We start from the raw sequence: 21,413 nt of genomic DNA, 5'->3' as shown, positions 1-21,413 counted from the left end.
AGAGGTCACACCCGTTCCCATACCGAACACGGAAGTTAAGCTCTTTAGCGCCGATGGTAGTTGGGGGCTTCCCCCTGTGAGAGTAGGACGTCGCTAGGCAATAAAAAAAAGCCAAGGATATATCCCTTGGCTTTTTTGTTTTTTCATTTTTTTAGAATGTAATAACAATATTGGATATGAAATATGAGGATAACCTCCGCTGTTGTTTACATATCTTTCGGATTATTGCGGCGGTAGTAATTGTTACAATTTTGTACATTTTGAATGAGTCAAATCGGGTATAATGGAGTACAAGTAAGGAAGAATAAAAATGACAAGTGATTGGAAGGAAGAACGGTTTGGGGAAAAAGCAAATTTGGTATGAAGTAGAAGAAAATGAAACAATTGATCAATGTTTAGAAAGAATGCGTCAGGATGGCTATATAGCGATGGGACGGAAAGAAGAGCCTATCTTTCATCTAGTGAATGGTGAACCAACGTATTTACGTCAAAAAATACAATTTAAAGCAATGTTGTGTCAAGATTCTGAATAAACACGACTTAAAACCGAACAATAATTAATGCCGAAAATAAATTGTTCGCATTTTAGCATTGACGTCAGTGTTTGCAATTGTTAAAATGTGATAAGGAAAACAATTAAATCCCCATATATGCTAGAGGATTGGCTCTAGTGTCTCTACCCGGCACCGTAAATGCTGGACTATGCGGGAAAGCAACTTTTGGCATGTTACGGGAAGATGTGTGTACAGATGTCTAAATCTGCATATTCTTTTCATAATAAGTCCTCAAGTAGGCTGCTTTCACGTGTATTGTAGAGAGTAGCTTATTTGAGGATTTTCTTTGTTCAAAAAGTAAAGAAATGCAGTGACTATTGAATAATAGAGGCTTGCACAATAATCGATCATTTTTCTATCGTTTAAAAGGAGCGACAATTCATGAATCCGAAAATCGGTGTCATTATGGGTAGTTCAAGTGACTGGGAAACTATGAAACATGCGTGTGATATTTTAGATGAATTACAAGTACCGTACGAGAAAAAAGTAGTATCTGCACATCGTACGCCTGATTTAATGTTTGAGTACGCAGAGGCAGCACGTGGGCGAGGTATTCAGGTGATTATTGCAGGTGCTGGTGGTGCGGCGCATTTGCCGGGTATGGTAGCAGCTAAAACAACCTTACCTGTCATTGGAGTGCCTGTACAATCTCGTGCACTTAATGGTCTTGATTCACTCTTATCAATTGTTCAAATGCCAGGTGGTGTACCTGTAGCAACTGTGGCAATTGGAAAAGCAGGTGCGACAAATGCTGGCTTACTTGCAGCGCAAATTTTGTCGACAACAGACGTAGAGCTTGCTAATAAACTAGATGCTAGACGCGAGGCGACGAAGCAACAAGTATTGGAAAGCACAGGTGACTTAGTGTGACAAAAATTATATATCCTGGACAAACGATAGGAATTATCGGAGGAGGACAGCTTGGCCGTATGATGGCACTAGCTGCTAAGGAAGCAGGCTTTAAAATAGCTGTTCTTGAACCGACAATGGATTCACCATGTGGACAGGTTGCAGATATTCGAATTGTGGCACCTTACGATGATGAGGCTGCACTCGAGGAACTTGCCGAAGTCAGTGACGTTATTACGTATGAGTTTGAAAATATCGATTACGAAGGCTTAAAACGTTTAACTCAAATGGCTTATGTACCACAAGGAGCAGAATTAGTACGCATTACACAAAACCGTGTGACTGAGAAGGAAGCAATCGTTAAAGCAGGCTGTCCAGTAGCTCCTTATATCGTAGCAAATACATATGAGGAGTTAGTAGCTAGCATTGACCAGATTAACTACCCATGTATCGTAAAAACTGCAAGAGGTGGTTATGATGGCAAAGGGCAGCAACTTCTAAATTCAGCAGCAGATTTACCATTGGCAAAAGGGCTTTTTGCTCATTCACAATGTATTGCTGAAGGTTTCGTACCTTTTGTGAAAGAAGTATCAGTTATTGTACAACGAAACGGTGATGGCGAATTATATTGTCAGCCAGTTGGTGAAAACATTCATGTTCATCATATTTTACACGAAACAATTGTACCAGCTCGCATCCAAGAGGCGACAGCACAGGCTGCTGAACAAGAGGCTATAAAAATAGCTGATTACTTAAATCTAGTAGGGACGCTGGCAGTAGAAATGTTTGTTTTAGAAAATGGCGACATTATTATTAATGAACTAGCACCGAGACCTCATAATTCTGGTCACTATTCGATAGAGGCATGTAATATATCACAATTCCATCAGCATATCCGTGCTATTTGTGGTTGGCCATTGCGTAAACCACAACTTTGGGCGCCATCTATAATGGTGAATGTATTAGGGCAGCATGTTATGCCACTTAGTAACTCAATTGCAAAATATCCTGAATGGTCATTACATCTTTATGGGAAAGCTGAAGCTAAGGTGAACCGTAAAATGGGCCACGTAACGATTATGACAAAAGACTTAGAAGCAACACTACAACAAATCGAGAGTTCTGGCATTTGGTCAGAATAGAAGGAGATAAGCGATGATTGAACGTTACACAAGACCTGAGATGGGTGCAATTTGGACAGAACAAAATAAATACCAAGCTTGGCTAGAGGTTGAAATTTTAGCATGTGAGGCTTGGGCAGAAATTGGCGATATTCCAAAAGAAGATGTAGCTAAAATTCGTGAAAATGCTTCATTTGATGTAAATCGTATTTTAGAAATTGAGAAAGAAACACGTCACGATGTAGTTGCCTTTACACGTGCTGTATCTGAAACACTAGGCGAAGAACGGAAATGGGTGCACTACGGTTTAACTTCAACAGATGTTGTGGACACAGCCCTTTCTTACGTGATTAAACAAGCAAATAATATTTTAAGAAAAGATATTGTGAATTTTATTGATATTATTGCAGCAAAAGCAAAAGAGCATAAGCATACCGTTATGATGGGCCGTACACATGGTGTGCATGCGGAACCAACAACATTCGGTTTAAAATTAGGCTTATGGTATGAAGAGATGAAGCGTAACTTAGAACGTTTTGATGCAGCTGCAGCTGTAATTGAAACAGGTAAGATGTCTGGCGCAGTTGGCACGTATGCAAATATTGACCCACGTGTTGAACAATATGTTTGTGATAAATTAGGGCTTGCAGCATCGCCGATTTCTACGCAAACATTACAGCGTGATCGACATGCACAATATTTGAGTGCTCTTGCATTAATTGCAACATCAATCGAAAAGTTCGCAACTGAAATTCGTGGTTTGCAAAAATCAGAAACGAGAGAAGTAGAAGAAGCCTTTGCGAAAGGGCAAAAGGGTTCATCTGCTATGCCGCATAAACGTAATCCAATCGGTTCTGAGAACATGGTTGGTATGTCACGTTTAATGCGTGGTTACATGGTGACAGCTTATGAAAACGTAGCGTTATGGCATGAGCGTGATATTTCACATTCATCTGCTGAGCGCGTTATTTTACCGGATGCGACAATTACATTGAACTATATGTTAAATCGCTTCGGTAACATCGTGAAAAATTTAACAGTATTCCCTGAAAACATGAAACGTAATATGGGTCGAACATTTGGGCTAATTTACTCTCAACGCATTTTATTAGCACTAATCGATAAAGGATTAGTACGTGAAGAAGCGTATGATACAGTTCAGCCATTAGCGATGCAGGCGTGGGACGAGCAAGTACAATTCCGTACGTTAGTTGATGGAAGTGAAAAAATCACTTCATACTTAACGAAGGAAGAGTTAGATGAGTGCTTTGATTACAACTACCACTTACAGCATGTAGACATGATTTTTGAACGTCTTGGACTTAACTAACCGTATTGAAACGATAGACAGTTAGTGCCACGACGGATGTTACGGGTTTTGAATCTTATCCCAGATTCAAAATCCATAACATCAATACGTCGAGGCGTATTTCATAATAATCTGGGGGAATGACGAAATGACGAAAGACCAACTTTTGTATGAAGGTAAAGCCAAAAAATTATATGCGACAGAAGAGCCTACTATACTTTTAGTAGAATACAAAGATAGTGCAACTGCATTTAATGGTGAGAAAAAAGAAGAGATTGAAGGCAAAGGCGTGTTAAATAACCGCATTACCTCCTTAATTTTCGAAAAATTAAAAGCTAACGGAATTGCGTCACATTTCGTAAAACAATTGTCTGCTACGGAACAACTAGTGAAAAAGGTTGATATTATTCCAATTGAGGTTGTCGTACGTAACATCGCGGCAGGTAGCTTAGCAAAACGTCTTGGCTTTGAAGAAGGCACACCATTAAAACGCCCAATCGTTGAATTTTATTATAAGGATGATGCGTTAGGCGATCCATTTATTACAACGGAGCATATTGATGTACTTGACTTAGCAACAGCGCAAGAAGTAACAGCTATGTATGATGGTGCATTAGCAGTTAATAAAGTACTGCAACCGATTTTCGCTGATGTTGATGTCACGCTAATTGATTTTAAACTGGAATTTGGACGTGACACAAACGGAGATGTCCTACTGGCAGATGAAATTTCACCAGATACGTGCAGACTTTGGGATACAAAAACAAAGCAAAAGTTGGACAAAGATGTCTTTCGTCGAGACCTTGGTAATTTAACTGAAGTATATACTATTATTCTTTCTAGACTCGGAGGCAAATAACAATGAAAAAAGTTAAAATTTACGTAACATTACGTGAGAGTATTCTAGATCCACAAGGTTCAGCAGTACAAGGTTCTTTAGCAAAAATGGGCTATGGTGAAGTAGAAGATTTACGTATCGGTAAATATCTTGAACTAACTGTTGGAGATTCAGCGCGTGATATAGATACTCTAGTTAAAGAAATGTGTGAAAAAGTTTTAACAAATGTAGTAATTGAGGACTACCGTTACGAAGTCGAGGAGGCTAACTAATCATGAAATTCGCAGTACTCGTATTCCCTGGGTCAAACTGTGACATCGATATGTATCATGCGATTAAAGACGAACTAGGTGAAGAAGTAGAATATGTATGGCATACAGAATCAGATTTAAGTGGCTTTGACGGTATTTTAGTACCTGGTGGTTTCTCTTATGGCGACTACTTACGTTGTGGCGCTATGGCAAACCAATCAAACATTATGGCTGAAGTTAAAAAAGCAGCAGATGCTGGTAAGCCCGTATTAGGCGTTTGTAACGGGTTCCAAATTCTTACTGAGGCAGGATTATTGCCTGGTGCTTTACTTCGCAATAAAAATCTTAAATTCATGTGTCGTACTATACAGCTTAAAGTTGAAAACAACAATACATTATTCACAAATCAATATGAGCAAGGTCAAGTAATTAATATTCCAATCGCACACGGTGAAGGCAATTACTACTGTGATGAGGAAACATTACAAAAACTAAAAGATAACAATCAAATCGTGTTCACATACTCAGGAGAAAATCCAAACGGTTCTTTAGAAGATATCGCAGGGATTATTAACGAGCGCGGAAATGTATTAGGAATGATGCCTCACCCAGAAAGAGCTGTCGATGCACTAGTGGGTGGAGCAGACGGTCTAGCAGTATTTAAATCAATTGTGAAGCAGTGGAGGGAAAATCATGTCAACAACTAAGTTTGAGCCAACAGCACAGCAAATTAAAGATGAAAAGCTATACGCTGGAATGGGGATGTCAGACGAAGAATTTGCAATGGTAGAAGGTATTTTAGGCCGTCTACCAAACTGGACAGAGACAGGTCTTTTCTCAGTAATGTGGTCTGAACACTGCTCATACAAAAATTCGAAACCAGTTTTACGTAAATTCCCTACAAAGGGACCACAAGTATTACAAGGTCCTGGTGAAGGTGCAGGTATTGTAGATATTGGTGACGAGCAAGCAGTTGTATTTAAAATGGAATCACATAACCATCCTTCAGCAATCGAGCCTTATCAAGGTGCAGCAACAGGTGTAGGCGGCATTATTCGTGACGTATTCTCAATGGGTGCACGTCCAATCGCGATGCTAAATTCACTACGCTTTGGTGAGTTGAAATCAGCACGTGGTAAATATTTATTTGAAGAAGTTGTTGCAGGTATTGCTGGATATGGTAACTGTATTGGGATTCCAACGGTTGGTGGCGAAATTCAATTCGACCCTTGCTACGAAGGAAATCCACTAGTGAACGCAATGTGTGTTGGTTTAATTGACCACAAAGATATTCAACGCGGTATTGCCGCAGGTGTAGGAAATACAGTTATGTACGTAGGTGCAAAAACTGGTCGTGATGGAATTCATGGTGCGACATTTGCATCTGAAGAATTAACAGAGGAATCAGAAAACCAACGTCCAGCTGTGCAAGTAGGGGACCCATTTATGGAAAAGCTACTACTTGAAGCTTGCTTAGAAGTTGTAAAATCGGATGCTTTAGTTGGTATTCAGGATATGGGTGCTGCGGGTCTTACTTCTTCTTCAGCAGAGATGGCTTCTAAAGCTGGATCTGGTGTAGAAATGAACTTAGATTTAGTACCTCAACGTGAAACAGGCATGACTGCTTACGAGATGATGCTATCCGAATCTCAAGAGCGTATGTTATTAGTTGTGAAAAAAGGTCGCGAAGATGAAATTAAAGCGATATTCGATAAATATGATTTAGATGCAGTAGCAATTGGTGTCGTTACAGACGATAAAATGCTTCGTTTACTTCACAACGGTGAAGTTGTAGCGAATGTACCAGCGGATGCACTTGCGGAAGATGCGCCAGTTTACCATAAGCCTTCTGCTGAGCCTGCATACTATGCAGAATTCCAAGCAATCGACAACGCTGAGCCAGCTATAACAGATTACAAAGAAACATTAAACGCGCTTTTAAAAGCACCAACAATTGCTTCAAAAGAATGGGTTTATGATCAATATGATTATCAAGTACGTACGTCAACAGTTGTGGCACCTGGTTCAGATGCTGCAGTTATCCGTGTGCGTGGTACGAACAAAGGTCTTGCGATGACAACAGACTGTAACTCTCGCTACATTTACCTTGATCCTGAAGTGGGCGGTGCCATTGCAGTAGCAGAAGCGGCTCGTAACATTGTGGCAACGGGTGGTACACCACTTGCAATTACAGACTGCTTAAACTTCGGTAATCCAGAGAAGCCAGAAATCTTTTGGCAAATTGAAAAATCTGCTGATGGTATTTCTGCTGCTTGTACAGCATTAAATGCACCAGTAATCGGTGGTAACGTATCACTTTACAACGAACGTTCAGGAGAAGCTGTTTATCCAACACCAACAATTGGTATGGTAGGACTAATAGAAGATTTAGCACATGTAACAACGCAAGATGTAAAAGCGACTGGTGATGTCGTATTCGTTATTGGTGAAACGAAAACTGAATTCGGTGGCTCTGAGCTTCAAAAATTATTAAATAATGGTGTAATCTCAGGAAAAGCACCAGCTATAGACTTAGCTGTGGAGGCAGCACGCCAACAAGCATTGCTAAAAGCGATTAAAGCGGGACTTGTACAATCTGCGCATGACGTAGCAGAGGGTGGACTTGCTGTAGCACTTGCAGAAACTACTTTTGGTGCGCAAGGTCTTGGTATTGATGTAACGTTAACAGGTTCTGCAACAACGGCTCTATTCAGTGAAACACAATCCCGTTTTGTTGTAACTGTCAAAGAAGAAAATGCAGCTGCATTTGTAGAAACAGTAGAAGGTGCACTGAAAATCGGTGTCGTAACGAACGATGCACTTGTTAAAATCAACGGGGACAACGGTGTGCTTGTAGAAGGTACAGTGGAGGAATTCCGTTCTAATTGGAAAGGAGCAATCCCATGCTTGCTGAACTCAGAGGCTTAAACGAAGAATGTGGGGTGTTTGGTATTTGGGGCAATCCAAATCCAGCACACCTTAGTTATTACGGGCTTCATGCTCTTCAACACCGTGGACAAGAAGGTGCTGGTATCGTCGTTTCTGACGGTCTTCACCTTCGCGCGGTGAAAGGTGAAGGATTAGTGAATGATGTTTTCAATGAAGAGAAGTTAAAGGCAGTGGACGGAAAAGCGGCTATTGCGCATGTTCGTTATACGACTGCTGGTGGTGGCGGTATCGAAAATGTACAGCCATTACTATTTCATTCATCTACAGGTAGCCTTTCAATTGCTCATAACGGTAACTTAGTCAATGCGACACACTTAAAGCAATATCTAGAGCGTCAAGGTAGTATTTTTCACTCTAGCTCAGATACAGAAGTGTTAGCGCATCTTATTAAGAAAAGCTCGCATTCACCATTCCGAGCGAAGGTGAAAAATGCCCTTTCATTACTAAAGGGTGCGTATTCGTTCTTAATTATGACAAAAGATGAAATGCTTGTTGCACGTGATCCACATGGTTTACGTCCATTATCTCTTGGAAAGCTAGGAGATGGTTGGGTTGTTGCTTCTGAAACTTGTGCGTTTGATTTAATAGGGGCAGAGTTTGTTCGTTCTGTGGAACCAGGGGAATTATTAATTATAAACGATGAGGGCGTAAAATCTGACCGTTTTGCTAATATGGAAAATCGCGCAATGTGTGCGATGGAATATGTATACTTAGCACGTCCAGATTCTGATATTGACGGTATTAATGTGCATATGGCACGTAAACGTATGGGGAAACAACTTGCACGTGAATGTGCACATATTGAAGCGGATGTCGTAACAGGTGTACCTGATTCAAGTATTTCTGCAGCAATTGGCTTTGCTGAAGAAAGTGGTATTCCGTATGAGTTGGGTTTAATTAAAAATCGTTATGTTGGCCGTACGTTCATTCAACCGACGCAAGAATTACGTGAACGCGGTGTAAAAATGAAGCTTTCACCTGTAGTTCAAGTTGTCAAAGGAAAACGTGTTGTGATGGTAGATGATTCGATTGTGCGCGGTACTACTTCACGTCGTATTGTCAAAATGCTGAAAGATGCTGGTGCAGCTGAGGTGCATGTAGTTATTTCTTCTCCACCAATGACTGACCCTTGTTATTACGGCATTGATACTTCGACACATGAAGAACTTATTGCTTCGAGTCATAGTGTAGATGAAATCCGAGAAGCGATCGGTGCTGATTCAATAACATTCCTTTCCGTTGAAGGTATGGTAGAAACGATAGCACGTCCATTTGAGGATGAGAACAAAGGTCTTTGCCTAGCATGCTTTACAAGCAAATACCCAACTGAAATTTTCCCAGATACAATCTTACCACATGAAAAAGAACTTTTACGCTAAGTGTATGTTAATGGATGAAACCTTGTCGGACTGCCCACAGTTATTTGGTGGGTATCCGCTGAAGGTGGAATAACATTGAGTAAGGATTACGATTCCTCACTGAATGTGGAACATGCATATGTCCTCTACTTTTAAAAGTAATGGACTGCTGCGTAAATAATTTAAAGGAGGATCTCTGCATGTCAAAGGCATATGAACAAGCAGGTGTAAATATTGAAGCAGGCTACGAAGCTGTAAAACGAATGAAGTCTCACGTTGAACGTACAAATCGACTAGGTGTGATGGGTACGTTTGGTGGCTTTGGTGGTATGTTTGACTTGTCAGAACTAAATCTTAAAGAACCTGTTCTCATTTCAGGTACAGATGGTGTTGGGACAAAATTAAAATTAGCATTTATGGTAGACAAGCACGATACAATTGGCGTGGACTGTGTTGCTATGTGTGTAAATGATATCGTAGCGCAAGGTGCAGAGCCACTTTACTTTTTAGATTATGTGGCACTTGGTAAAGCAGAGCCAGCGAAGATCGAACAAATCGTGAAAGGTGTTGCAGATGGCTGTGTACAATCTGGTGCTGCCTTAATCGGTGGTGAGACTGCTGAGATGCCTGGCCTTTATGAAGAAGATGAGTATGATTTAGCAGGGTTCGCTGTAGGCGCATGTGAAAAATCGGCAATCGTAACAGGTGAAAATATCGTCGAAGGTGACGTGCTTGTTGGATTAGCTTCAAGTGGTGTCCATTCAAACGGCTATTCATTAGTACGTAAAATTGTTTTCGCTGACAACGGCTATGCAGTAGACGCAGTTGTTGAAGGCTTCGAAGATTTAGGTCCAATTGGTGAAGCGCTTCTAGTACCAACTAAGTTATATGCAAAACCAGTACTTGCAGCTTTAAAAGCAGCTGACGTTCATGGGTGCGCACACGTAACAGGTGGCGGCTTCTATGAAAACCTTCCACGTATGATGCCAGAGGGCTTAGCAACAGAAATTGACTTAGGTTCTTGGCCAGTTCTTCGTATTTTCGAATTTTTAAAGGAAAAAGGTCAGCTTGAGGACAAAGATTTATACAATGTTTTCAATATGGGTATTGGTTTCGTGTTGGCTGTACCAGCAGCAGAAGCAGAGAAAGTAATTGCTACAGCACAAGCGAATGGTGAAAAAGCGTACAAAATCGGTCGCGTTGTGAAAGGCGAGGGTGTTGTATTTAACGGCTCACATGATGGGAGTTTAGTGTAATGACTGCACCAGTTAAAATTGCCGTATTTGCTTCAGGAAGCGGCAGTAATTTTCAAGCTATACAAGAAGCGATTGAACGTGGAGAATTACATGCAAAGGTTGAGCTTGTTGTAACAGATAAGCCTACTGCATTTGTCGTTACACGTGCTCAACAATTTGGCATCCCAGTGCTAGCTTTGAGCCCAAAACAATTTGCCTCGAAAGTAGAATATGAAACTGCTATTATTGAAGCTTTACGTGAATGTGGTGTGCAGTGGATTGTGCTTGCAGGGTATATGCGTCTAATTAGTGAGGTGCTATTGGCGGCATATCCACAGCGTATCGTTAATATCCACCCTTCACTATTACCATCCTTTCCAGGAAAAGATGCGATTGGCCAAGCAATAGAGCACGGTGTCAAGGTGACTGGTGTTACGGTGCATTTTGTGGATGAAGGCATGGATACAGGGCCTATTATTGCGCAAGCTGCTGTTGAAGTTATCGAAGGGGATCGCGAGGCAACTGAAACTGCTATTCATAAAGAAGAGCATGTACTATATACAAAGGCATTACAGCAATTATTAAAGTAGATTGGTAGGTAGTTAGGTCTGGCTTATTGTAACGGGAAACGCTAATTACCCGTAAGATTCGATCAATTTATGATGAACTCCGCTCAAATAGAACGAGTCGTTCAATTAGCACCTAACTCCGCTAAATCAAGTTGGTAAGATATTTTCGTGGCTATACACGAGACAAATTAGGAGGATTTCGTTGTGACAAAACGTGCATTAATCAGTGTTTCCAATAAAGATGGTATTTTAGAATTTGCAAAAGAATTAGTGGCATTAGGTTATGAAATTTTATCAACTGGTGGTACAAAAAAAATGTTACAAGACAATGATGTCGCTGTAACAGCAGTGGATGAAGTAACAAAATTCCCAGAAATTTTAGATGGTCGTGTGAAAACTTTAAATCCAATGATTCACGGTGGACTATTAGGGAAATTTGATGATGCTTCTCATCAAGCACAAATGAATGAGCACGGCATTGAACCAATTGAAATTGTATGTGTTAATCTTTATCCGTTCGTTGAAACAATTTCAAAGCCTAATGTAACATGGGATGATGCCATCGAGAATATTGATATTGGTGGGCCAACTATGCTACGTTCTGCTGCTAAAAACCATCAATACGTAACAGTTATTGTAGATAGCAATGACTATGCAACAGTATTAGAAGAACTGAAAGCAACTGGCGCTACAACAATTGAAACACGTCGTAAGCTAGCGGCAAAAGTTTTCCGTCACACAGCAGCTTATGATTCTTATATTTCGAATCATTTAACTGAAGAAGCATTCCCTGAAAGCTTAACGCTTACTTACGAGTTAAAACAAAACTTACGTTATGGCGAAAATCCTCATCAAAAAGCAGCCTTTTATCAAAAACGCCTTGGTTCTGATTTCTCATTGGCGTATGCAACGCAACTGCACGGAAAAGAATTGTCATATAATAACATCCAAGATGGAAACGCGGCACTTCAAATCGTAAAAGAGTTTGAAATGCCTGCAGCGGTTGCTGTGAAGCATATGAACCCTTGTGGTGTTGGTACAGGCGTAACACTAGAAGAAGCTTTTGATAAAGCATATGAAGCTGATTCTACGTCAATTTTCGGTGGTATTATTGCATTGAATCAGGAAGTAGATGCGGCTACTGCAGAAAAGTTAAGCCATATTTTCTTAGAAATTATTATTGCACCTGCTTTCTCTCAAGAAGCATTAGACATTTTAACACAAAAGAAAAATATTCGATTACTAACAATTCCATTTGAGCAAGCTAAAAAAGATCAATTTAACGTTGTTTCTGTTGAAGGTGGTTTACTTGTACAAGAGCCAGATAGCTATGGCTTTGCAGACGCTGACATTAAAGTAGTAACAGACAGAGAACCGACTGAGGAAGAATGGGAAGCATTACAACTTGGCTGGTCTGTAGTTAAACATGTGAAATCAAATGCAATCGTTGTAACAGATTCGCAAATGACATTGGGTGTTGGTGCTGGCCAAATGAACCGAGTAGGTGCTGCAAAAATCGCTTTCGAGCAAGCGGGTGATAAGGCGAAAGGTGCTTCACTAGCATCTGATGCATTCTTCCCTATGAGTGATACTGTGGAGGCTGCGCATGCGGCAGGTATTACAGCGATTATTCAACCAGGTGGCTCTATTAAAGACCAAGATTCAATTGATAAAGCAAATGAATACGGCATTGCTATGGTGTTTACAGGTGTACGTCATTTCAAGCATTAATAGTAGATATGCAGTAATTTACAAATAGATAAAAAACAAAGGGTCTGTCCTAATAGAAGAAAATAGTATACTGGACGTGTTTCTAGTATGCTATTTTTTCATATCCAAGTACAAGTCGACTTAAGCAGAAACAGCACAAGACAGTATGACGCACTAAACAGCAAGTAACGAATACTGTGCCGCGGAAAGCGAAGTGGACTTTTCTAGAAAGTGTGGAGCGATTTATGAGACAGTCCTTACCTTTAAAGAGGAGGATTCACTAATTATGAACGTATTAGTAATAGGAAGTGGCGGTCGTGAGCATGCAATTGCCAAACAGTTTAGCATTTCTCCGTCCGTAGAAAAAGTATTCGTTGCACCAGGTAACGACGGTATGCGAGAAGATGTAGAGGTTGTTGCTATTGATACAATGGACTTTGCAGGTCTTGCACAATTTGCAAAAGAAAATGCAGTAGATTTAACATTTGTTGGTCCAGAGCAACCACTAGCAGAAGGAATCGTGGATTTCTTTACACATCGTGGTCTACGCGTATTTGGTCCGACGAAGGCAGCTGCACAAATTGAAAGTAGCAAATCATATGCGAAAGATATTATGAATAAATATAATATCCCAACAGCAACCCACGAGACGTTTACAGAAGCAGAAAAAGCGATTAACTATATTAAAGCACAAGGAGCACCAATCGTTATTAAAGCAGACGGCTTAGCAGCTGGTAAAGGTGTTGTTGTAGCAATGACGGAAGAAGAAGCGATTGAAGCAGTGCAAGATATGATTGGTAATCAACGTTTCGGTGAATCTTCATCTCGTGTTGTCATTGAAGAATTCCTTGATGGTGAAGAGTTCTCCTTTATGTCCTTTGTTCACAAGGGTCAAATTTATCCTATGGTCATTGCACAAGATCATAAACGTGCATATGACGGCGATAAAGGACCAAATACTGGCGGAATGGGTGCATATTCACCTGTACCACAAATTTCACAGGATGTAGTAGATGTAGCGTATCAAACAGTTGTTGAACCTACTGTTAAAGGCATGGAAGCAGACGGGGTCTCATTTACTGGCATTTTATATGCAGGTCTTATTTTAACGAAAAGTGGCCCTAAAGTAATCGAGTTCAATGCCCGCTTTGGTGACCCAGAAACACAGGTCGTATTACCACGCATGAAATCCGATTTCGGTGCGTTTATGAGCGCATTAATGGATGAAAAACCATTTGATTTGCAATGGTCAAACGAAGCTATGTTAGGTGTTGTCATTGCTGCTGAAGGCTATCCTGGTGATGTTGTAAAAGGAAATGCCTTACCGAACTTAGAAGCATTATCTGCATCCCATGCTGTCTACCATGCAGGTACGAAGCATGTAGATGGAAAGTTTGTAGGGAATGGCGGGCGCGTTTTACTTGTTGCTGCTAAAGCATCTTCTTTACAGGAAGCACAAGAAAAAGTTTATGCTGGTATCGCAACAGCAGAATGGGATAATTTTTTCTACCGCAAAGATATCGGCTGGCGTACATTTAAATAACAGTTTTACTTGAAATAATTATTTTTCATAGACATATCATTTCTCTAAAAAAGTAAGGAGCCGTCTCATGTTGATTGAGACGGCTTCTTTGACTAAGAAGGATTTTGTGCTTTATTTGTAGAATTTTTACTGTCTGAGGAATTTTGTGTTGAAGTGCTGGTGTCAGATGAATTAAAACTTGCTGTTAGTTCTGACGAATTTCCAGTAATAGCAGAGGAGAAATCCTTCATAAGTTTACTGATTTGTTCAGAAGACATAGAATTTTGTTCAGAAGACATAGAATTTTGTCCACTGAACATACTTTGCATAGAGGTGTTCATGGCATTTTCCACATTTGTGTTCAACATTGCCTTCGAAGGACAATATTTAAAAATACCTTCAGCCATTTTCATGGCTCCTAATGCAATCATAAGTCGTCCTTTCATACAGCTAGGATTTCTAGATACCTTAGCGATACCAAACGCCGTCATACTTGTCCCAAGGGCAAAGCGGCAAAAGGCATTTTTATCACTTAGATTTGCTTGTTGCATCATATAATTTCCTCCTTTAGTCATAGTGGAAAAAATAAAGCGGGGTGCACTTTGCTTTATGAAAGTGCTGTGTTACGATTGAAACAAGATGATTGCATAAAGCAGCATTATTTTATCGTCTTTTAGTAAAGAGGATATGTGGCACGGATTTTGAAAGGCGTCAAATAACGAGTCCTATTCAAAATGCGAATCATTACGCAAAAGGCGCAATGAAAACAAATAAGCGTTTATGCAATAGTAGTATGTGAATTCAAGTAGGATTTACACAATGAAATTTTACGCAAATTAGGAAGGAGCGATTTACATGGATCCAACATGGAGAATTTCGCAATTGCGTCAACATATAGCTGTCATAGATGGCAAAAAATCACCTAATATTGTCTTGAAAAATGCGCGTTATTTACATAGCATGTTAAAGCAATGGGTGGTAGGAAACATTTGGATTTCAGAAGACCGTATTGTTTATGCGGGGGATAGAATGCCACCTTTAATAGAAGGCACAGAAATTGTTGATTGTACGAATAAAACGATTGTTCCAGGTTATATTGAACCTCATGTTCATCCGTTCCAGTTGTACCATCCACAGTCTTTTGCTGATTTTTGTGGGCAACTAGGTACTACCGCTTTTATCTCAGATAATTTAAGTTTTGTATTATCTTTAGAGAACAAGAAAGCGTTTTCAATATTAGATGAGTTAAAGAAGTTACCGTTCTCTTTTTATTGGTGGGCGCGGTTTGACTCACAGACTGAAATGGAACAGGAAGAAGAAATTTTTTCAAATACTTCTATTTTAGAATGGTTACAACGTGATGATGTATTGTTAGGTGGCGAGCTAACTGGTTGGCCAAAATTATTGCATGGTGATGATTTAATGTTATATCGCATGCAAATGGCCAAGGCGCATGGCAAAAAGATTGAAGGCCACTTCCCAGGTGCTTCAGAACGCACTTTAGCGCGTATGAAATTACTTGGTGCAGATGGCGATCATGAGGCGATGACGGTGGAAGAAGTAGAGCGACGGATTATGCAAGGATTTGCAGTAACGCTTCGTCATTCTTCTATCCGCCCTGATTTACCGAATCTATTAAAAGGAATCGTAGAAAAACAACTACCTATTTTCGACCATCTAATGATGACAACTGATGGCTCAACGCCTTCATTCCATCAAGATGGCGTAATGGATAAATGTATTCAAGTCGCTTTAGATGCAGGTGTCTCACCAATAGATGCTTACCAAATGGCATCATATAATGTTGCGCGTTATTACAATATGTCAAACTTACATGGCTTTATTGCGACTGGTCGCTTCGCCTCGCTTAATATTTTGCAAGATGAATGGCATCCAGTTCCAGAAAGTGTACTGTCAAAAGGTGTTTGGTTAAAACGTGATGGCGAACGAGTGCATCGCTTTAATGCAATCGACTATAAAGCAATTCCATCATTCGAATTGGATTTTTCACTAACTTCCCATGACTTCCAATTTTCAATGCCTTTTGGGATTGAATTAGTAAATGATGTTATTACAAAACCTTATAATTCGTTAATCACAAGAGAAGGACAGCTTGCAAACCATGATGAAAGCTATTTAATGCTCATTAACCGAAGTGGAAACTGGCATGTTAATACGATGATTAAAGGATTTGCAACAAATGTTCAAGGCTTTGCATCGTCATATTCAAACACTGGGGATATTTTGCTTATCGGGAAAAATAAAGACGATATGCTTAAAGCGTTTGAAGAGATGAAGGCTATGCGTGGGGGCATTGTCCTTGTAGAAAAAGGAGAAGTTGTCGCATCCGTTCCGCTAGCAATTGGTGGTCTTCTATATCAAGGCGATGTGGAGGAGCTTACAGTAAAAGAGCTTGCCTTAAAGCAAGCATTAGCAGAACGTGGTTATCGTCTAGGCGACGCTATTTATACTTTACTATTTTTACAATCTACGCATTTACCGTATATTCGAATTACACCTAAAGGAATTTTCGATGTAATGAAGAATAAATTATTATTACCTGCAGTTATGCGTTAGGTGTAGTAGCACATTTTTTGTAGCGCCAGAGCAGCAGCATACACTTTTACATCGAGGCGGTATTGACTAAAGGAGAGTAATGCAAGTGTTGAAATCAAAGAAACTACTAGTTGGCCTAGCATTTAGCGCTTTGTTTATCGGCGGATGTTCTAAAGATGCCTCTGAACCAGAAGAGGACGTAACTAAAATAGATGATGAACCAGCTATTGAAGAGCCTGTGAAGGAAGAAATAATTGTGGCCCCATTAACGGGAGAGGCTGTCAAAGAAGAAGTGACGCAGCGTCCAATTATTGTGACTGTTAACAATCATCCTGCTGCTCGTCCTCAATCAGGATTGGCAGCAGCAGATATTATTTACGAAATGCTAGCAGAAGGAAATGTCACTCGTTTCCTAGCAGTCTATCAAAGTGAATTACCAGAAAATATTGGACCGGTCCGAAGTGCTCGTTCTTATTTTATTGATATGGCGAAGGGCCTTGGTGCATTTTATGTAGCACACGGCTATAGTCCAGAGGCGAAAACGATGCTTAGCAATAATGTTGTTGATAATATTAATGGGATGAACTATGATGGCACACTATTTAAACGTTCTAACGATCGTGTAGCCCCACACAATTCCTATATAACTTCTGAAAATATATTAAATGGTGCTGAAAAAGTAGGCGCTTCAATGAATTACAGTGAAAAAGTGCGTCAGGCTTTTTATGAACCCGATGAACGTGGTAAAATAGGCGTTGAAACAAGTCAAGTTGACATTTACTATGGGAATAGTAATTCTTTCCACAACACCTATGTATATGATCATGAAACAAATCGTTATGGTCGACAATCGGCAGGCGTAGAAACAAAGGATATGTTGACAGGTGAAGCATTAACATTTGCAAATGTTTTATTTTTTGAAATGAAGCATCAAACAATTGATGATGTAGGTCGCCAAGATATTGATTTAACCTCTGGTGGAAATGCGTATGTATTTCAAAATGGTTATTTAAGAGAAGTAAAATGGACTAATATCGATGGATTACCAACGGCTGTCGAAGAGACTGGTGAACTTGTGAAGCTAGTTCCAGGAAAGACATGGGTTCATTTCGTACCAGCTTCACCAGGGTTAGAAGCAATGGTGAAAACGCAGCCGTAAGAGGGAGGAAAACTGCATGCAAATCGAAAAAATTCGAGGGCATCAAACAGATCAGTTATTTAAAGCAGTATTAGAACTGAAGGACATTGAAGAATGCTATAAATTTTTTGATGATTTATGTACGATTAGTGAGATTCAATCGCTAGCACAACGATTTGAGGTAGCGCATTTATTACGTTTAAAGAAAACCTATGAATCCATTAAAAAGGAGACTGGGGCAAGTACAGCAACGATTTCTCGTGTACGTCGATGCTTTGATTATGGAAATGATACATATGATGAAATGTTAGGTCGTTTGTATCCAGATGAAAAGCCATTCCAAGCACCAAAAGAATAGTAGATAAGAGGCTGGGTAGAGTTTCTGCTCAGCTTTTTTATTTTTTTGTCGAGAGTCATAAGCTATACTTGTAAACGAGTAGATAGAAAATGATAGGTGGTAAAATAGATGGATTATTTACAGTGGAGACATGTGTTCAAGCTAGATCCAGCAAAGGATATATCGGATGAAGCATTAGAAAAAATTTGTGAATCTGGAACAGATGTCATTTTAGTTGGTGGAACAGATGGGGTAACATTAGATGGTGTTTTAGATTTACTTGTCCGCGTACGTCGCTTTGAAGTACCAATAGCGCTTGAAATTTCAACGATTGATTCAGTAACACCTGGCTATGACTATTATTTTATTCCAACGGTATTAAATAGTGATGACCCGAAATGGATTAAAAATTTGCATCATGAGGCGATTAAAGAATACGGAGACATTATGGTATGGGATGAGTTAGTCGCTGAAGGTTATTGTATTTTAAATCCAAATTGTAAAGTTGCAGAAGTAACACAAGCAAAGACAGATTTATCAGTGGATGATGTTGTTGCGTATGCGCGCATGGCTGAAAATTTCTTTAAGCTACCTGTATTTTATTTAGAATATAGCGGTGTATATGGCGACATTGAAATGGTACGTGCTGTGAAAAATGAATTGCAAAATACAAAGCTATTTTACGGTGGTGGCATAACTTCTACAAAGCAAGCCGCAGAAATGGCACAGTTTGCTGATACGGTCGTTGTAGGAAATATTATTTATGAAGATTTAAAAGCTGCACTTGCGACTGTTAAGGCCGTAAAAAATGCGATATAATTAGGAACAAACGTTTGTAAGGTGGTGCGAAATGGAGCATTTAACAAAAAACTTATTAGTAGGTATGAACCCTGAACAGGAAAAAGCAGTGAAAGCAACAGAAGGGCCATTACTAATTATGGCAGGTGCTGGTTCGGGAAAAACAAGAGTATTAACGCATCGTATTGCGTATTTAATCATAGAAAAAGAAGTATACCCTTCGAAGATTTTAGCCATTACGTTCACGAATAAAGCAGCTCGTGAAATGCGTGAGCGTATAGATGGTATTCTCGGAAATGGTACTGGCGACAGCATGTGGGTATCAACATTTCACTCGATGTGTGTACGCATTTTACGACGTAATATTGAGCAGCTTGGCATCTCGCGTAATTTCTCGATTTTAGATTCTACTGACCAACTTTCTGTCATAAAAAATGTCTTGAAGGATGAAAATATTGACCCTAAGCGTTTTGAACCTCGGGCAATCTTAAATGCAATCAGCTCAGCAAAAAACGAATGCATAACTGCCGATGAATATGCAGGGCAAATTAATGAACAAAATCCTTATGAAAAAACGGTTGCTCGTGTTTATAAAGGATATGAAAAAAGATTACGTCGCAATCAGTCACTTGATTTTGATGACTTGATTATGACGACGATTACATTATTTAAGCGAGTACCTGAAGTGCTTGAATTTTATCAAAATAAATTTCAATATATCCATGTTGATGAATACCAAGATACGAATAAATCCCAATACTTACTTGTGCAATTACTAGCGAAGAAATTTAAAAATATTTGCGTAGTAGGGGATTCGGATCAATCAATTTATCGCTGGCGTGGCGCAGATATTGGGAACATCCTGTCTTTTGAAAAGGATTATCCGAATGCGAAAGTCATTATGCTAGAGCAAAATTATCGCTCAACAAAACGCATCCTTCAAGCTGCAAATGACGTCATTCAAAATAACACAAGCCGTTACCCAAAAGAGCTGCGCACCGAAAATGCACATGGTGAAAAGATTGCTTTGTACAAAGCTTATAATGAGCAGGAAGAAGCACAGTTTGTCGTACAAACGATTCAACAGTTGATGGAAAAGGAAAATCGTTCATTTGATGACTTTGCCATTTTATATCGCACGAATGCACAGTCTCGTGTAATGGAGGAAGTGTTAGTTAAGTCTAATATGGCTTATCAAATTGTCGGTGGTACAAAGTTCTATGATCGTAAAGAAATAAAGGATTTATTAGCCTATTTGCGTCTCATTGCGAACAATGACGATGATTTATCGCTTGCACGTATTATCAATGAACCGAAGCGTAGTATTGGTGCAACCTCATTCGAAAAAATGGCACGCTATGCCATCGATCAGGATCGCTCTATTTTTGATGCAATGAATGATCTTGTGTTTATGGGATTAACAGGGAAAGCCGCTGCTTCAGCAGAACATTTTTATGCGATGATTAAAGGCTTTACTGAAATGCAAAATTACTTGTCCGTAACGGAAATCGTAGAACAAGTTATTGAGAAATCAGGCTATCGAGCGATGCTACAAAATGAAAAGAGCATTGAAGCGGAAAGTCGTTTAGAAAATATTGAAGAGTTTTTATCTGTGACAAAAGCGTTTGAAGAACGTAGTGAAGATAAGAGCTTAATTGCCTTCCTGACAGATTTAGCTTTAATTGCAGATATTGATGCGCTTGATAAGGAAGATGCATCTAAAGGCAATATCATTTTAATGACAATGCATGCTGCTAAAGGGTTAGAGTTCCCTATAGTTTTCATTATTGGCATGGAAGAAAATATTTTCCCACATTCTCGTTCTCTTGATGATAATGATGAAATGGAAGAGGAACGACGTCTCGCGTATGTCGGCATCACGCGTGCAGAGGAACGGTTGTATTTAACATGTGCGCAATCTCGAACGATTTTTGGTCGTTCAAGCTTTAACAATGCTTCCCGTTTCTTACGTGAAATTTCAGAGGATATTTTAGAATCCATCTCAAAAGGTGGTCCAAAGCCTGAAGTTCCATTTGGCTCAAGTAATCGTTCGGCAAGTGGTTATCAAAAGAGGACACTTGGCTCGCAACAGCATACACAACCAGCAACGGCACGCCTGCAAGCAACTGGGGGTGACCAATTTGGATGGAAAGCTGGAGATAAAGCGATTCATAAAAAATGGGGAACAGGTATGGTTGTTAGCGTAAAAGGTGAGGGTGATAGTACAGAACTAGATATCGCTTTTCCACAACCAATTGGTATTAAGCGATTACTAGCGCAATTTGCACCTATTGAAAAAGCGTAAGCGGAGGAACTTAA

At 39.7% G+C, this 21,413-nt stretch carries 19 protein-coding genes, 1 rRNA gene and 1 riboswitch; of the genes, 19 read left to right on the top strand and 1 reads right to left on the bottom strand.

Annotation, left to right across the window (positions count from 1 at the left end):
• From rrf to purD, 14 genes are all read left to right on the top strand, one after another.
• A 5S ribosomal RNA gene (gene rrf / locus ACIQXW_RS22415) occupies positions 1 to 99 on the top strand; the annotation flags it as partial.
• 239 nt (positions 100 to 338) lie between these two features.
• On the top strand, positions 339 to 533 hold the full coding sequence (locus ACIQXW_RS22410) for an NETI motif-containing protein (RefSeq protein ID WP_340822203.1): 195 nt from the start codon (positions 339 to 341) through the stop codon (positions 531 to 533).
• A 91-nt stretch (positions 534 to 624) separates the two neighbouring features.
• Positions 625 to 723, top strand: a riboswitch (purine riboswitch).
• 212 nt (positions 724 to 935) lie between these two features.
• Complete coding sequence (gene purE, locus ACIQXW_RS22405; protein WP_340822204.1) at positions 936 to 1,424, top strand: 5-(carboxyamino)imidazole ribonucleotide mutase; 489 nt, start codon at positions 936 to 938, stop codon at positions 1,422 to 1,424.
• Entirely contained in the window at positions 1,421 to 2,545 is a 1,125-nt protein-coding gene (gene purK / locus ACIQXW_RS22400) for a 5-(carboxyamino)imidazole ribonucleotide synthase (RefSeq protein WP_340822205.1), read from the top strand. Before purE ends, purK begins: the two co-directional genes overlap by 4 nt.
• Positions 2,546 to 2,558: 13 nt before the next feature.
• A complete protein-coding gene (gene purB, locus ACIQXW_RS22395) occupies positions 2,559 to 3,854 on the top strand; it encodes an adenylosuccinate lyase (RefSeq protein WP_340822206.1) in 1,296 nt (431 codons plus the stop codon).
• A 127-nt stretch (positions 3,855 to 3,981) separates the two neighbouring features.
• Positions 3,982 to 4,692, top strand: a complete 711-nt coding sequence (purC, locus tag ACIQXW_RS22390; RefSeq protein WP_401021955.1) for a phosphoribosylaminoimidazolesuccinocarboxamide synthase — start codon at positions 3,982 to 3,984, stop codon at positions 4,690 to 4,692.
• A 2-nt stretch (positions 4,693 to 4,694) separates the two neighbouring features.
• The gene (gene purS / locus ACIQXW_RS22385; protein WP_024364458.1) at positions 4,695 to 4,943 is read left to right on the top strand and encodes a phosphoribosylformylglycinamidine synthase subunit PurS; all 249 of its coding nucleotides are present in this window, start codon (positions 4,695 to 4,697) and stop codon (positions 4,941 to 4,943) included.
• Between the two features lie 2 nt (positions 4,944 to 4,945).
• Positions 4,946 to 5,629 (top strand): phosphoribosylformylglycinamidine synthase subunit PurQ, encoded by a 684-nt coding sequence (gene purQ / locus ACIQXW_RS22380; protein ID WP_340822209.1) that lies wholly within the window; start codon positions 4,946 to 4,948, stop codon positions 5,627 to 5,629.
• Positions 5,616 to 7,850 (top strand): phosphoribosylformylglycinamidine synthase subunit PurL, encoded by a 2,235-nt coding sequence (gene purL, locus ACIQXW_RS22375; RefSeq protein ID WP_401021952.1) that lies wholly within the window; start codon positions 5,616 to 5,618, stop codon positions 7,848 to 7,850. The genes purQ and purL overlap by 14 nt, the downstream gene beginning before the upstream one ends.
• Complete coding sequence (gene purF, locus ACIQXW_RS22370; RefSeq protein ID WP_340822212.1) at positions 7,826 to 9,250, top strand: amidophosphoribosyltransferase; 1,425 nt, start codon at positions 7,826 to 7,828, stop codon at positions 9,248 to 9,250. The genes purL and purF overlap by 25 nt, the downstream gene beginning before the upstream one ends.
• Before the next feature lie 179 nt (positions 9,251 to 9,429).
• The gene (purM, locus tag ACIQXW_RS22365; protein WP_402765647.1) at positions 9,430 to 10,485 is read left to right on the top strand and encodes a phosphoribosylformylglycinamidine cyclo-ligase; all 1,056 of its coding nucleotides are present in this window, start codon (positions 9,430 to 9,432) and stop codon (positions 10,483 to 10,485) included.
• A complete protein-coding gene (gene purN, locus ACIQXW_RS22360) occupies positions 10,485 to 11,054 on the top strand; it encodes a phosphoribosylglycinamide formyltransferase (protein ID WP_402765644.1) in 570 nt (189 codons plus the stop codon). Before purM ends, purN begins: the two co-directional genes overlap by 1 nt.
• 183 nt (positions 11,055 to 11,237) lie before the next feature.
• Positions 11,238 to 12,764 (top strand): bifunctional phosphoribosylaminoimidazolecarboxamide formyltransferase/IMP cyclohydrolase, encoded by a 1,527-nt coding sequence (gene purH, locus ACIQXW_RS22355; protein WP_340822215.1) that lies wholly within the window; start codon positions 11,238 to 11,240, stop codon positions 12,762 to 12,764.
• A gap of 265 nt (positions 12,765 to 13,029) precedes the next feature.
• A complete protein-coding gene (gene purD, locus ACIQXW_RS22350; protein WP_402765641.1) occupies positions 13,030 to 14,286 on the top strand; it encodes a phosphoribosylamine--glycine ligase in 1,257 nt (418 codons plus the stop codon).
• Positions 14,287 to 14,378: 92 nt separating this feature from the next.
• Here purD and ACIQXW_RS22345 read toward each other — a convergent pair whose 3' ends face one another.
• Positions 14,379 to 14,819, bottom strand: a complete 441-nt coding sequence (locus ACIQXW_RS22345) for a hypothetical protein (protein WP_401021940.1) — start codon at positions 14,817 to 14,819, stop codon at positions 14,379 to 14,381.
• Between the two features lie 301 nt (positions 14,820 to 15,120).
• Between ACIQXW_RS22345 and ACIQXW_RS22340 the strand changes: the two genes are divergently transcribed.
• The 5 genes from ACIQXW_RS22340 to pcrA all read left to right on the top strand — a co-directional run bounded on the left by ACIQXW_RS22340 (position 15,121) and on the right by pcrA (position 21,399).
• Entirely contained in the window at positions 15,121 to 16,842 is a 1,722-nt protein-coding gene (locus ACIQXW_RS22340) for an adenine deaminase C-terminal domain-containing protein (RefSeq protein WP_340822218.1), read from the top strand.
• An 85-nt stretch (positions 16,843 to 16,927) separates the two neighbouring features.
• Positions 16,928 to 17,980, top strand: coding sequence for a DUF3048 domain-containing protein (locus tag ACIQXW_RS22335; RefSeq protein WP_402765638.1), 1,053 nt, complete (start codon positions 16,928 to 16,930; stop codon positions 17,978 to 17,980).
• A gap of 16 nt (positions 17,981 to 17,996) precedes the next feature.
• On the top strand, positions 17,997 to 18,317 hold the full coding sequence (locus ACIQXW_RS22330; RefSeq protein WP_004225717.1) for a YerC/YecD family TrpR-related protein: 321 nt from the start codon (positions 17,997 to 17,999) through the stop codon (positions 18,315 to 18,317).
• A gap of 108 nt (positions 18,318 to 18,425) precedes the next feature.
• Positions 18,426 to 19,115, top strand: coding sequence for a heptaprenylglyceryl phosphate synthase (gene pcrB, locus ACIQXW_RS22325; protein ID WP_401021935.1), 690 nt, complete (start codon positions 18,426 to 18,428; stop codon positions 19,113 to 19,115).
• Positions 19,116 to 19,146: 31 nt separating this feature from the next.
• Positions 19,147 to 21,399, top strand: a complete 2,253-nt coding sequence (gene pcrA / locus ACIQXW_RS22320; RefSeq protein WP_340822222.1) for a DNA helicase PcrA — start codon at positions 19,147 to 19,149, stop codon at positions 21,397 to 21,399.
• Positions 21,400 to 21,413: the final 14 nt, after the last annotated feature.

Origin of the sequence: Lysinibacillus sp. NPDC097162, assembly GCF_044762185.1 — a bacterium.
Classification (GTDB): Bacteria; Bacillota; Bacilli; order Bacillales_A; family Planococcaceae; genus Lysinibacillus.
The sequence above is the reverse complement of the archived record's forward strand: the minus strand, read 5'-3'. Positions and strand labels throughout refer to the sequence as shown.

Excerpts from the sequence above, each read along its gene's own strand:
- purE (WP_340822204.1), top strand. The coding sequence starts at position 936 with ATGAATCCGAAAATCGGTGTCATTATGGGTAGTTCAAGTGACTGGGAA.
- purB (WP_340822206.1), top strand. The coding sequence starts at position 2,559 with ATGATTGAACGTTACACAAGACCTGAGATGGGTGCAATTTGGACAGAA.
- purC (WP_401021955.1), top strand. The coding sequence starts at position 3,982 with ATGACGAAAGACCAACTTTTGTATGAAGGTAAAGCCAAAAAATTATAT.
- purS (WP_024364458.1), top strand. The coding sequence starts at position 4,695 with ATGAAAAAAGTTAAAATTTACGTAACATTACGTGAGAGTATTCTAGAT.
- purQ (WP_340822209.1), top strand. The coding sequence starts at position 4,946 with ATGAAATTCGCAGTACTCGTATTCCCTGGGTCAAACTGTGACATCGAT.
- purL (WP_401021952.1), top strand. The coding sequence starts at position 5,616 with ATGTCAACAACTAAGTTTGAGCCAACAGCACAGCAAATTAAAGATGAA.
- purF (WP_340822212.1), top strand. The coding sequence starts at position 7,826 with ATGCTTGCTGAACTCAGAGGCTTAAACGAAGAATGTGGGGTGTTTGGT.
- purM (WP_402765647.1), top strand. The coding sequence starts at position 9,430 with ATGTCAAAGGCATATGAACAAGCAGGTGTAAATATTGAAGCAGGCTAC.
- purN (WP_402765644.1), top strand. The coding sequence starts at position 10,485 with ATGACTGCACCAGTTAAAATTGCCGTATTTGCTTCAGGAAGCGGCAGT.
- purD (WP_402765641.1), top strand. The coding sequence starts at position 13,030 with ATGAACGTATTAGTAATAGGAAGTGGCGGTCGTGAGCATGCAATTGCC.
- ACIQXW_RS22345 (WP_401021940.1), bottom strand. The coding sequence starts at position 14,819 with ATGATGCAACAAGCAAATCTAAGTGATAAAAATGCCTTTTGCCGCTTT.
- ACIQXW_RS22340 (WP_340822218.1), top strand. The coding sequence starts at position 15,121 with ATGGATCCAACATGGAGAATTTCGCAATTGCGTCAACATATAGCTGTC.
- ACIQXW_RS22330 (WP_004225717.1), top strand. The coding sequence starts at position 17,997 with ATGCAAATCGAAAAAATTCGAGGGCATCAAACAGATCAGTTATTTAAA.
- pcrB (WP_401021935.1), top strand. The coding sequence starts at position 18,426 with ATGGATTATTTACAGTGGAGACATGTGTTCAAGCTAGATCCAGCAAAG.
- pcrA (WP_340822222.1), top strand. The coding sequence starts at position 19,147 with ATGGAGCATTTAACAAAAAACTTATTAGTAGGTATGAACCCTGAACAG.